Origin of the sequence: Coleofasciculus sp. C1-SOL-03 (genome assembly GCF_040220555.1) — a bacterium.
In the GTDB taxonomy this organism is placed as follows: Bacteria; Cyanobacteriota; Cyanobacteriia; order Cyanobacteriales; family Coleofasciculaceae; genus Coleofasciculus.
This window is the reverse complement of sequence record NZ_JAVJUO010000140.1, coordinates 22,462-36,382: the sequence shown is the minus strand read 5'-3', so window position 1 is coordinate 36,382 and position 13,921 is coordinate 22,462. Positions and strand designations below refer to the sequence as shown.

6 protein-coding genes are annotated in these 13,921 nt (G+C 47.0%); 5 read left to right on the top strand and 1 reads right to left on the bottom strand.

Annotated elements, in window-relative coordinates; genetic code table 11:
* Nucleotides 1–404 precede the first annotated feature (404 nt).
* From RIE73_RS22045 to RIE73_RS22035, 3 genes are all read left to right on the top strand, one after another.
* A complete protein-coding gene (locus RIE73_RS22045; protein ID WP_446403228.1) occupies nt 405–4,676 on the top strand; it encodes a CHAT domain-containing protein in 4,272 nt (1,423 codons plus the stop codon).
* A 169-nt stretch (nt 4,677–4,845) separates the two neighbouring features.
* Entirely contained in the window at nt 4,846–5,286 is a 441-nt protein-coding gene (locus RIE73_RS22040) for a hypothetical protein (protein ID WP_446403227.1), read from the top strand.
* A 141-nt stretch (nt 5,287–5,427) separates the two neighbouring features.
* The gene (locus RIE73_RS22035) at nt 5,428–6,825 is read left to right on the top strand and encodes a hypothetical protein (protein ID WP_446403226.1); all 1,398 of its coding nucleotides are present in this window, start codon (nt 5,428–5,430) and stop codon (nt 6,823–6,825) included.
* Nucleotides 6,826–7,141: 316 nt separating this feature from the next.
* Here RIE73_RS22035 and glgP read toward each other — a convergent pair whose 3' ends face one another.
* Entirely contained in the window at nt 7,142–9,706 is a 2,565-nt protein-coding gene (gene glgP / locus RIE73_RS22030; protein ID WP_446403225.1) for an alpha-glucan family phosphorylase, read from the bottom strand.
* Nucleotides 9,707–10,142: 436 nt separating this feature from the next.
* On the opposite strand from glgP, the gene RIE73_RS22025 reads away from it, so the two are divergent.
* Nucleotides 10,143–10,259 (top strand): photosystem II reaction center protein I, encoded by a 117-nt coding sequence (locus tag RIE73_RS22025; RefSeq protein WP_006099131.1) that lies wholly within the window; start codon nt 10,143–10,145, stop codon nt 10,257–10,259.
* 120 nt (nt 10,260–10,379) lie between these two features.
* Nucleotides 10,380–13,301 carry a DUF3769 domain-containing protein gene (locus tag RIE73_RS22020; protein WP_446403224.1) on the top strand — a complete coding sequence of 974 codons (2,922 nt, stop codon included), beginning with the start codon at nt 10,380–10,382 and terminating at the stop codon, nt 13,299–13,301.
* Nucleotides 13,302–13,921: the final 620 nt, after the last annotated feature.

Genomic DNA, 13,921 nt, shown 5'->3' with positions numbered 1-13,921 from the left:
TGGATTAGAATTGTAGGGGCGCACCGACGTGCGCCCAGTTTAACGATAAATCTATTCCACAATTTTAGCTGTGTCAGTCCAGTAGGGTGCGTTAGCGTAGCGTAACGCACCTTTGCCACTGAACTGGATTATCTTAAAATTAATCTTGACCCCAATATAAAAGTGAAACCCCAGTTGGGGCAGGTTTAGTAACATCTGGATACAACCAAAAAGATAGTCGTGAAATCCGTCCCTACAGAAGCGTCAGATACCGTGAAACGTCAGCCCTCAATCCCAACTGTTGTAGAGACGTTCCGCCGGAACGTCTGGAACTAAATGATGTGTCCTAACCGCTATGGCAGTTGCTATATTTAAAATTAATCTTGACCACAATATAAAGTGAAACCCCAGTCGGGACAGGTTTAGTGACATCCGGATGCAACCGAAAAGATAATAGTGAAACCCGCCCCTACAGAAGCGTCAGCTACCGTGAAACCTCAGCCCTCAATCCCATGTTCAACTTACTCGCTAAACTCTGGCGTTGGCTGAAACGCTGGTTGATGCGCCAACCGCCACCGCCTCCACCTCCACCAACTGAACCCAGTGATTTGGATTACGAGAATGTGGTTTTAGCGCTATTGGCAGAAGTAGCGCAGGGGAAAACTTGGGGACAGTTGCAGGCATTTTTGATGAGTCGGAATGTGAATCAGCAACGGCTGGCAGTGTGGTTACAGGATTTTGGTCAGCGCTGGTTGGCACAGCCAGAGGTGCATCAGGAGTTGGCGCGGCGGTTGAGGCGGTTGGCAGAGGTGGCACATGGGGAATTAGCACGGGTGGCGCGGGAGTTGGCAGAGGGGTTGTTGGTTGTGCCGGAACCGGATAATTCTGTGATAACTGAATCGGCAATATCTGGGGGGAATGAGCAAGGGGCGAGTTTAAGTGAGGTTGAGAAGTTGAATCAGCTATTGGCTGGTTTAAATCGTTCTGGATATAATCAAAAGTCGGTTTCTGCGAGCAATTTTTCCACAGTTTCAGATGCAGAGTTTTGGTTTAACCAGGGCGTCACCTTGTCTGAGTTAGGAAGATATGAAGAGGCATTGGCAAATTTTGACCAGCTAATCTCTCTCCAACCCAATGATTACCAAGCCTGGTTTAAACGGGGTGTTGCGCTTGGTGAGTTAGGACGACATGAAGAAGCACTAGCAAATTTTGACCAGGTCATCTCTATCCAACCTGATTACTACCCAGCCTGGGACAACCGGGGCGCTGCGCTTTTTAAGTTAGGACGACATGAAGAAGCACTGGCAAATTTTGACCGATTAATCTCTCTCCAACCTGATGACTACAAAACCTGGGACAACCGGGGCGTTGTGCTTGGTGAGTTAGGACGACATGAAGAAGCACTGGCAAATTTTGACCAGGTAATCTCTCTCCAACCTGACGACTACCAAGCCTGGCATAACCGGGGCGTTGCGCTTGGTGAGTTAGGACGATACGAAAAGGCACTGACAAGTTATGACCAGGCAATCTCTATCCAACCTGATTACTACCCAGCCTGGTTTAACCGGAGTATTATGCTTGGTAAGTTAGGACGATACGAAAAGGCACTGACAAGTTATGACCAGGTAATCTCTATCCAACCTGATTACTACCCAGCCTGGTACAACCGGGGCGCTGCGCTTGGTGAGTTAGGACGATATGAAGAAGCACTGGCAAATTTTGACCAAGTAATCTCTATCCAACCTGATTACTACCCAGCCTGGGACAACCGGGGCGTTGTGCTTGGTGAGTTAGGACGATACGAAGAGGCACTGGCAAATTTTGACCAGGCAATCTCTCTCCAACCTGATTACTACCCAGCCTGGGACAACCGGGGTGCTGTTCTTTTTAAGTTAGGACGATACGAAGAGGTACTGACAAATTTTGACCAGGCAGTCTCTCTCCAACCTGATTACTACCAAGCTTGGCGCGGAAAAGGCATTGCGCTTGGTGAGTTAGGAAGATATGAAGAAGCACTGGCAAATTTTGACCAGGCAATCTCTCTCCAACCTGATTACTACCAAGCCTGGGACAACCGGGGTCTTGTTCTTATTAAGTTAGGACGATACAGAGAAGCACTGACAAGTTATGACCAGGCAATCTCTCTCCAACCTGATTACTACCAAGCCTGGTTAAACCGGAGTGTTATGCTTAGTAACTTAGGAAGATATGAAGAAGCACTGACAAATGATGACCAGGTCATCTCTCTCCAACCTGATGACTACCAAGCCTGGCATAACCGGGGCGCTGCGCTTATGGAGTTAGGAAGATATGAAGAAGCACTGGCAAATTTTGACCAGGCAATCTCTCTCCGACCGGATGACTACCAAGGCTGGGAACATCGGGGCATTGCGCTTGGTGAGTTAGGACGACATGAAGAAGCACTGGCAAGTTATGACCAGGCAATTTCTCTCCAGCCTGATTACTACAAAGCGTGGAGTAATCGGGGGATTGCTGCAATGAAATCATTCGGTTGTGAGTTCTATTGGCAAAAATACTTTGCTGCTTGCTTTCACTTAGAATATAACAAAGTCCATAATGTCTTAATTCCTACCCTGCAAAACACAAATCGAGAACGACATCTTGCTCTATTTCAAGCCTCTCTCCACTCCAGCATTGCCTTACTCAAAGAAACTTTTGCTGACTCACCCAAAGTTATTGCCCAACTTGAACAACCGCCTTCACCCAAACTCAGCCAGTTAGTCCAGCAACCACCCTCCCAGACATTAATTGACTTCATCCAAAAACCTCTCTCTGAGGAGGTTATCGCCAAGATTGCTCAAGATTCCCTCAACCATCCATCCCTAACTAATCCTAAACTGAATTTACGCGGTTACGAGGGAGCAATCGCCAGCTATCAAGCCCCACTCGATAAAACCATTCGTCGCGATACTCATCCCAAAGGCTGGGGAGTTTTACATCACCAAACTGGCAGGGTGCATTATTTCCAAGGGCGACAATCTGCTAAACCTTCTTCCTTCTGGCGCAAGGCAGAAACTAGCTACAAAACTGCCCTGCAAACCCTCAAACCGCCTGAATTTGAGGAGTTACATCTCGAAGTTCTGCAAGATTTGATCCGGGTATTACTAAGCTTAGAAGAAATTGAGGAAGCGCAAGAATTACAGCGTCGGGGTGCTGACCTATTACAGCGCCTTTTAGCTGACCCAAAACGAACTACGCCGCAAAAACAACAACTGGCACTCAAATCTGCCCTATTTAATCAATTAACCGTCGATTTAGCGATTCAGTCGGGAGATATTTCTGGTGCTTTAACCCTCGCTGAAACCGGAAAAAATACTTGTCTGCGTTGGTTCTTAGGATATGAGGAGGTTCCGGAACTGGATTACCGCCAGATTCAACGTCTTTTAACTCCAACGACGGCGGCGATTTATTGGCATTTGAGTCCGAGTGCGTTAACCACGTTTGTGATAGTACCTGATGCGTTGCAGGTTGTTTTAACGCAGAGGTTCGCAGAGGGAAACGCAGAGGTTCGCAGAGGGTTTATAGAGTTGAATGACCAGCGTTCTGAATCGTTACAGCACGTTCTGGTTTGGGAAAGATGGTTAACCGAATGGAATCAACGGTATCAGGCGTATCGGAGTTCAAAGGAGAAAGCCAATGGAACTGAGAAAAAATATCATCCCTGGCGTCATCAAATGGAGGAAAGTTTCCGGGAACTCCGGGCGATTCTGAATATCTCTGGTATTCTCGAACACCTGCAAAATCAGCCGATTGAAAATCTTATCCTGATTCCCCACCGCGACTTGCACCGCTTCCCCCTGCACTATTTTTTCCCGAATTATACCTGTACGTATCTCCCTAGTGCTTATTCTAAGTTGCGGTTGATTCTGGAGAATGAGAAAAATAGGGACGATGGCGGAAAATTCCCGATTAATGACACTCCGGATAATTGTCCCCCACTCCATTCTTTATTACTGGTAGAAAATCCCAAAAGTAGACCATTCATTCAGGGAAAAGCTACACCCTTATCCGATTTACCCTTCGCTGAAGTTGAAGCAGCATTAATTCGTCAGCTATTTTCCCAGGTTACACTCATCGCAAACCCAAACGCAACTCGTGAATCCCTCTGCCAAACCCTACAAACTCCCCATCATGTCTTCCACTTTACCGGACATGGAGCCTATAATCCCAGCAATCCGGCTCAATCTTGTCTATTCCTCCACGATACTGACCAACTAACATTAACTGATATTATCCATCTGGATTTAAAAGACTACTATCTGGCTTGTCTTTGTGCTTGTGAAACCGCGATGACTGGCGACGAAACCATTACCGATGAATATGTGGGATTAGTCAGCGCCTTTCTGAAAGCTGGGGTAACTTATGTGATCAGTCCCCTGTGGACAGTAGAATCAGCTGCTAGCGCATTATTAATTGTCAAATTTTACCAGTACCTTGAGGCGGGACAATCGCCACCAATGGCACTAAAATTGGCTCAACGCTGGCTAAAAACAGCAACTCGTAAGCAATTAGTTGAGTGGTTAAATCAAGTAATTCCCCAACTTGCCCAACATAAATCCCTTCAGCTTGTTTTGCAAGACCAGCGCAATTTACTGGATAGAATGGAAAATAATGCTCCCCCTTATTCTCATCCGTATTACTGGGCGGCGTTTACGATATCTGGTATTAAGAATTAGATTAGGTTTGTCGTTCATCGTCGTTCGTAGTAAGGGCTTTAGCCTTTTATAAGGTTGTTAGACACCTAAACCTACTGCAATAATATCGTTATCAGAGATCCCCCCTAACCCCCCTTAAAAAGGGGGGAACTAGAATAAAGTAGTATTATATGCTCCGACTCAATAGTCCATGATGAAAGACGCCGATGTCCTGACTCTCAAAGCATTTCTTGCTGCCCTCTGCCAACAACGATCGCCCCTCTCTGATACAATTAAAGAAAAACTGGCAGATATTGCCCAATCCCTGGAAACCCGGATTGGAGAATTGCACGATTTGGTAATTAGCATTCCTGCCTTAAAGATACCTTATGAATCTGCCCGTCTCTTGTTAACCGATACAGCAGCAAAAGAGAAGATAGGGTTAAAATTTCTCCCGGCTGATAACGCTGACGACGATAATAATCAAGAAACCCCCAATCTTACCAGAGATATCCAGGATTCTATTGCCCAGATGGAATGTACTCTAGCAATAATTGAAGCTAGATTAGATCGAACCCAACTTGAGCAAACTGCTCAAATTCTTTCTGAGCCTAACCCGGTAAATTCGGCTAAGAATAAGTATGGAATATGATTAATCAAAAATCAATTTTATTTCCTATAGGATTTTACAGCCTGACGCAGTACATTGAGTAGGGCGCACGTCAGTCAGCACAGGGCGCACGTCGGTGCGCCCCTACAGCCCCGACAATGATTTTATAATAGATAACGTTATATGAACTCGTCCCCCCAACTGATTTATCCCACTGTCGATTTATTCCTCTATGATTTAGTAGACGGATTGGGACAAAGTAATGAGCAAATTCAGGACAATCGCCGCCGTTTTTGGCAGCGTATTTATCCGGATAGTCTCAGTGACCAAAAACTCGCCGAACTCCAAGATTCTGAAATTCTATTCTCTAGCTATATCGAACTTCTGGGCGCGGAGAAAATCGAGCGATTTAAATACCCCCTCGATGGCTATTATTATCCAGTGAAACTCGGCGATACTTACGCCTTACAAATCGACTGTTCGGGAAAAGAAAATGAACCAGATTGGGAACAACTTACTCTAGAGGATAAACTGAGTCAAATAAAAGAAATCATCCTCGAACACACCCATAAAATTCCGGGTAAGATGGGTGAAAACTGGCTGGTTTGGGGTAAGCTAGCCACAGCCAATCAAGACCCAGAATTAACAGCCCAAGCTTGCTACAACGCTTTACAACTGTTTCCCCACGCCAAATGGCAACGGAATTATAAAGGACAGGGAACCTTTCAAGGCGCTACTTGCTTTGAACTCGAACAAATTGATATTATTCCTGATGGCTTAAACCGCAATCACTATATTTTGCTCTGTTTGTTTCCTGATGATAAAACCGATGCGGAACTGAAAACTATTATTGGCAGACTCTACCGCGATTTAATCCGTCTGTTTCACTACCGCAATAAAATACTGTGGACTTATGAACAAAGCCGCCAACTGAAAAGAACATTGAAAGATTTCTCGCGGGTTATCCAAAAACTGGTTGATTCCCTACCCGATCGCCTTCATGCTTCTCCCCTAAATCTGGATGAATTGCAACAAGACTTAGCCCATGCTTTGTCGATATCCCACTACTACGAAACCAGTTTAGGTTATCTGCAAGAACAAGCCTCGAACCTAGAAATAAACACTCAAAACTACATCAAGCGAGTCGAGGCGATCGCACAACTTGACCCCAACAGCGATCTCGGCTTCCTGAAAGCGTTTGGCGAGATGGCGACGGAGAAATTTCTCAGCCACATCCACAGGGATTACCAAACCCTGAAAGCCGGATTAAATCCCCTAGAAACCTGTATCAGAACTATTGGGGGAATTATCGAAATTGAGAAAACCAAGAATGAACGCACTCTCAACCAAACCGTCGCGATCGCGAGTGTGGGAATTAGCACCGCATCACTGGCTGCGTCTGCCCTGACTGAACAAGCAGAAGGGATTGTCAAGAGTATTTTACCAGTACCTGCCAATCAACCGACACCCGCCCTAAACCATTGGACAAATTTCAGTTTAACCTTTGGCTTGAGCCTATTGATTGGCATCGTCAGTGCTGTAATTACTGGGATAGTTTTAGATATCGGAAGGAAGAGATAATTTTGTTGGGTTTTAACCTGAAGTTCTCCTCGTACAGCAACAGAAGAGAGAACTGGCTAACTTTTTACGGTATCTGACGCCTCTGTAGGGGCGGGTTTAACTACATTGGTGTCAACTTCAGCCATAACCCTTACCCATTCTAATTTTCAGCTATGGGAGAAGGGCGGGTTTAATGTAGGGGCGGGTTTGACTACTATCTTTTTGGTTGCACCCAGATGTAACTAAACCCGCCCCGACAAAGTTTTTGCCATAAGTTATCTGTAAAACCCGCCCCTACATCCCTACACCTGTCAGCCGACTCCCCCCATCTCTAATACTAGGAAGCCCAGAGAACTAAGCCCGGTTCATAGAGACTCGAAAGGTGTTTGTGTTTGGGAAATACCCGCAGAGACAAACCCTGTAAACCACTGGCACTGTAACTGATATCAGCCGTATAAATACTGATATTGTGTTCGTCAGTTCCCTGGTAATCCATCACCACGGGTACACCATTAACAATTTGCCCATTGGCATTGACTGAACCTTGGTAGAGTTCTATCTGTACATCATCAGCCGTTAGTCCGGCTAAGTTGATCCGGCTTTTCACAGCAACTGTTTGATTGACCATCAAATCCTTGGCAGCGGCAATGTCAATGTCTTCAATTTTAATGTTGTACCACTGTTCAAATAAGTGTTGTTTCCACTGAGCAAGTTCCTTCACGGGTTGATAACCTTCGCTCGTCATTGCCTTGTAGCGTTCGCTGGCGGGGAAATAACCCCGCATCGCATAATCTCGCAGCATACGAGCCGTATTAAAGGTAGGACAGTTAAGCCGGATTGCATCTTTCATCTTGGCAATCCACCCACGCGGTAATCCTTCATTATCGCGATCATAAAACAAGGGGACAATTTCCTTTTCCATTAGCTCATAAAGAGCGTTGGCTTCTATCTCATCCTCGTACTCAGGATTATCATATTCTTCCCCATGACCGATGGGCCACCCGGTTCGCACGTAATCGGCTTCGTCCCACCATCCATCTAGGATACTGACATTCATCAGACCATTCATGGAACCCTTCATCCCAGAGGTTCCCGATGCTTCACGGGGGCGACGGGGGGTATTTAACCAGATATCACACCCCGATACCATCAATCGGGCGATGTGAATGTCATAGTTGGGAACAAAGACGACAGAGTTATCCAATCCCGCTTCCCGAATCGTATGAATGATATTACGGATTAAATCTTTCCCTGGCATGTCTTTGGGATGTGCCTTACCGGAAATGACAAACTGAACTTTTCGTTCTTTATCGCCTTGGATAATTTTTTTAATCCGATCCAGATCTCGTAGGAATAAGTTTGCCCGCTTATAAGTCGCAAACCGACGGGCAAAACCAATGGTCAAAATGCTCGGATCTAAAACCTCACGCGCCCGATCAATTTCGGCAGGGGTAGCGCCGCGATCACGCAAATGGTATTGTAAACGCTCCCGTACAGACATGACCATTTGAGACCGACAGGCTTGGTGATTGCGCCACAATTCCTCATCCGGAATCGAAGCCACCCGATCCCACAGCGGATCGTCTGCCTTGCGGCTAGACCAGTTTGGACCCAGGTAGCGATCATACAGTTCCTGGTTTGCCTTTGCCACGACGCTGCGAGCATGGACACCATTGGTAATCGAGGTAATCGGAACTTCATCGAGAGGTAGATCAGACCACAGTCCATGGAACATCTTCCGCGACACGTCCCCATGCAATCGACTGACACCATTAACAAAGCTAGAGGTTTTAATGGCTAACGCTGCCATGCTAAAGGGGGATTCCAAATTCCCGGTATCTTCGCGTCCCAACCCCAGAAATTCTTCCCGCGATAAACCGAAGATATTCGCATAATGACCCACATAGTACATCGCCTTATCAGGAGGAAATAGGTCAAATCCCGCTGAGACAGGCGTATGGGTGGTGAATAGTTGGGTTGACTGAGCCAATTGTTTGGCTTCGGCAAAGCTTAACCCTTCTTCCTCAATATACCGACGGATGCGTTCCAGAATTAAAAACGCGGAGTGACCTTCGTTGAGATGATAAACGTTAACCTTGTATCCCAAGGCTTTTAAGGCTCTAATCCCGCCAATCCCCAACATCATCTCTTGGTGAATCCGCATATCCAGATCACCACCATAGAGTCTATCGGTGATGTCATGGTCGTAGGGATTATTTGGTTCAATGTTGGTATCCAGCAGGTACAGGGGAACCGTTCCCACTTGCACACGCCAGACACGAGCATAAACAGTACGACCGGGATAGTCTACTGAAATCCGCACTTCTGAACCATCCTCATGGCGCTCTAAGTGCAGCGGCATATTGTAAAAATCATTAATCGGATAACGCTCTTGTTGCCAACCATCTGCATTCAGGTATTGGGCGCAGTATCCTTCTTGATAGAGTAAACCGACCGCCACTAAAGGCAAACCGAGATCAGAGGCAGATTTGAGATGATCGCCCGCTAGAACACCCAAGCCACCGGAATAAATGGGCAGGCAATCGACTAACCCATACTCGGCACAGAAGTAGGCATAGCATTCTTTTTCATCGCTGTTACCCCGATGTTTACGATACCATGTCCGTTCCTTGAGGTAGTCGTCTAACTGTCGAGACGCCCGTTCCATTTGTGCCAGAAACCCATCATCTTCCGCCATCGCTTCCAGACGGGCTTGACTGATCATCCCCAATGTCAAAACGGGGTTATGGCGAGTGGATTCCCAGAGTTTACGGTCTAGGCGTCGGAACAAGTCTTTTGTTTCCACGTTCCAGTCCCAATGCAAGTTGTATGCCAGCTTGCGTAAGGGTTCCAGAACTTCTGGCAACGCGGGAGAAACGTTAAAAGTGCGAATAGGCTGCATAAAGCGACAAAATTCTAAGTCTTACACGGATAACATTGTGTACATACTTTTACACAAAGGATGAGACTTTTAATACTGTTTTCGTAACAGACTTGGGTTTATCGATGTCAGCTTCAGGCTAAAATCCCATCAGTAAGAGGTTCAGGCTCATTTTTGGGATGATTGAACAAAGGCAGATGGCAAAAGGAATTTATCCTTGGTCTTAGGTCATGGAACTTACTCTTGACTAAAAAAGTCGGATGTGCATAAGGATGTAGGGATAATGATCCCAGGCTGATTGACAGAACGTTGCCTGAAACTATCGGTCAAATCTCCTGAGCCTGAGTAAACGTTGCCGATCAACAAGGGAACCACGATTGGGTATGATGAGAAAAGTTGTTGCAAAACGCAACATAATTGCCAATTCGATGATTCATACCTCTGGGAGATATTCAAGATGCTGACGCTCAAGATTGTGGTCTATATCGTTGTTAGTATTTTCGTTGCCTTATTCGTGTTTGGCTTCCTGTCAAACGATCCGGCTCGTAACCCCAAGCGACGGGATTTGGAGTAAATTAGACTTTGCTTCATCCCTGAGTTTTTCAAAGGGGCGAGGCGTATCTCGCCCCGCTGTGATTAGGCGCGGTAAGGCGGTACGCTTCGGATTTGTTCCTTCGACCGTTATTGTTGAAAAATGCCCCAACCCGTTCAGCCGCCTGAAACTCCTGCCATTATTCAATCGTTAACGACTGAGGACGCTGTTGCTCCCCTTTCGTCCTCACCTCTAAGTTCAGTACCGACTCGCCTCCCCCAGCAAACGCCAAAGGGATTGGCGACACCAACCCCACCCGAAACGTTAGCGCCAGAGTTTTCATCAGACATAACATCTTCACAGGCTGCTCTGCTAGGACGGTCGATTTCTGCCCGTTATTCGCCTACAGAGAACCAAGGAACCGAGGTGTCACAGAGCAGAGATGCCAAGACGAGTGTAGCGGGTCATGATTTGCCGTCAAACCGCACCGGAGACTCCCGCGATCGCACGCCGCCACCCCCAATATCCAGTCCGGTGGAATCCTTACCCTTGAGTGGAAACAATGCAGAAGTTCCCAGTCAAAGGCTTCACGGAAATGAGATAAAAGGACGTGAGGACTTTTTAGACGCACAGGATAAGATACCTGCTCACCGTTCAATGAATGCGGCTAATTCACCTCAGCAAAAGTTGGTCACCACCTGCGGACAAGCCGATGAGCAGAGGAGTAATGTAGAGACGTGCCATGGCACGTCTGGGAGCAAGCTAGCAGAAGAGATGGGAACGGCGGCAGATTTGCAGCCCTGTTGCACAAGTCAATCGGCAAATGCCCAGTCTGACCCGATCTCAACTACGCTAACAGACCAAAAAAAGGTAGAAGGGATTGATTCTGATGCTTTCAGCACAAACTTAACCTCTGAGACAACGAATGCGAACCCGGTAGGTTTCTCCGCCGTAACCTTGGAACTCTCAAACGTCGAGCGTATCATCACTCAAGAACGGGGAGGTGAGATCAGAGAGTTTGAATTTACACCTCCCCCATCCGATCCCCCAGCATTACCAAACCCAAGGATAGTCCCTGCACCGGATCTGCATCAGCGACAACCGCGATCGCAAACCTCCGAACCAACCCCTGAGCCGTCAACCTCAGAAACCCCTGACTCTGCGGCTCCCGGTCCGATCACAGGGGTGCTGGAACTGACCGCTGATCAACAGGAATATGATCAACAACGACAGGTGATTACCGCCCAAGGGGATGTCCTGTTGCGGTTTCGCGGTGCTTTGCTAGAAGCCGATCGCGTCCAGGTTAACCTACCGAATCGGATTTTGGTGGCTGAGGATAATGTCACCTTGACACGAGGGGAACAAGTGTTACGAGGCGAACGCTTTGAGTATTCCTTTGTCCAGGATAGCGGCGTGATTTTTGATGCCAGTGGAGAATTATACGTCCCCACATCAGGTACAGATTTGACCATCTTGCCCTCTCCAGCTGATCCGGATGCTCCCGAAGAACAACGACCGATTAGCGATCGCGTTCTCAGCAATCAACCCCTGCAAGATGTAACCAATCCCGGCTTTTATTCCTTTTTTATCGGCGGAAGCTTTGGTACAGCCACTACGGGAAATTTGTCGAATGTCGTTTCGGGTGCGCCCCAGGCGACAGGAACCATCAATCGATTTCGTTATGAAGCCGATCGCATTGACTTTGAAGGATCAGAAGCGATCGGTCAAAATGTGCGGATCACCAATGACCCCTTTTCTCCCCCTGAACTAGAATTACGAGCAGAAACGGCTCGATTTCGCCGGATTTCGCCCTTAGTAGATGAAATCGTTGCCACTCGCCCACGACTGGTATTCGATCAAGGGTTATCCGTACCCACATTTCGGAATCGGGTGGTCATTGATCGTCGGGAACGGGAACCGGGTTTACTTCAGTTTGGCTTCGATGATGATGATCGCGGCGGTTTATTTATTGAGCGATCGTTTAATATTGTCAGTACCCCAGGGGTACGATTTAAAGTCACCCCCCAATACTTTCTCCAGAGAGCCGTCCTTGGTGAACAAAACCCCAATACCCCAGACAAAGATGATAATGGTCTTTTAGACCCCTCCTCCTTCGGTCTCAAAGCTCAACTAGATGCCACCTTTACCCCCCGAACCACCCTACGGGCTTCAGCCACCTTCACCAGCCTTGATCCCGATGAATTGGACGAAGAACTCAGAGCCAGTGTGCGACTCCAACAGGTTATTGGTACAGGTTTACCGCATAACTTGAATCTGGAATATAGCTTTCGCGATCGCCTGTTTAATGGTTCCTTGGGCTTTCAAACCGTGCAGCAGAGTCTGGGAGCGGTAATTACATCCCCAGTAATTCGTTTAGGAGACACAGGGATCAATCTCACCTATCAAGCCGGTATTCAGGCAATTAACGCTAGGACAGATAGACAAGACTTGCTACCCCCTCCTCCACGAGAGAATAATCGCATCGATCTAACGCGCTATCAAGCCAGTGCTACGTTAAGCCGAAGTTTCACACTCTGGCGAGGTGAGGCTTTGCCCTTAACCCCCACCGAAGGATTACGATATACACCCAGACCTGTAGTTCCTTTTTTGGCAGTGCGGGGAGTAGTCACCGGGGTGGCTAGCGCCTATAGTAGTGGCGATACCCAGGAATCTCTCAGTGGTACAGTTGGGCTTGTGGGTCAGCTTGGGCATTTTTCCCGACCCTATCTCGACTACACTCGATTTAACCTCAGCTACACTCAAGTTGCACGGGGTAACTTATCCCCATTTCGGTTTGACCGAGTGGCGGATAGAATTGTGCTTTCTGCTGGCATCACCCAACAAATCTACGGTCCGTTTCTGGCTGGTTTTCAGACTTCTTACAATTTGGATACGGGTGAGGAAATCAGTACAGATTTATTTTTGGAGTACAGCCGTCGCACCTACAGTCTTCTCCTGCGCTACAACCCAGTTCAGGAGTTAGGTTCGATTAGCTTCCGGATTAATGATTTTAATTGGACAGGAAACCCAGGACTGTTTGATGGTTCTGCCATTCGTCCAGTTGTGCAGGGAGTAACTCGCTAACGGTCATTTGTCCTTTGTCATTTTACAAAGAGCTAAAGTCGGGATAAAAAATCAAGTGGGAAAATTGACAGTCGTTGGTCTTTGGGTTTGTCTACGGTGTAGGTCATGGTTCATCATTGGTGATTCAAAAGGCACCTCTGTAGGGGCGGGTTTAGGGACTTTCGTTTTGTTATTGATGATAACGTTTATTCAAAACCCGCCCTGACCAATGTGTAGGGGCAGGTTTGAATAACGCAACAGCTAATATATCCCCCAGCTCACCATAGTGCCATGGCACGTCTGGAACATTGCTTCCCCAGCTTCCCCAGCTTCCCCAGCTCCCCCAGCCCTGGGACAGGAAAGTATAATCTGAGTAGCAACCCCATTGCCCCAGAAGAAGGTTAAGCTAGGGAAAAAAGGCAATCTCCATAGCTGGCTTGGTGCAGAGCGCAGGCTCTTGGTAAAATAAACGGCTGATTCATTCCTCTAAGAAAAAATAGATATGGTATGATAATAAATTTTATTAGCAAAAATAAATTAATCACTATGGAAATTTGCCATATACCAAAAGAAAAAAAGATAATTTTCACCTATCCTCAGCTAGCTTTGAGGTCAAAAGACAAACAAATTTTAACCCCCTT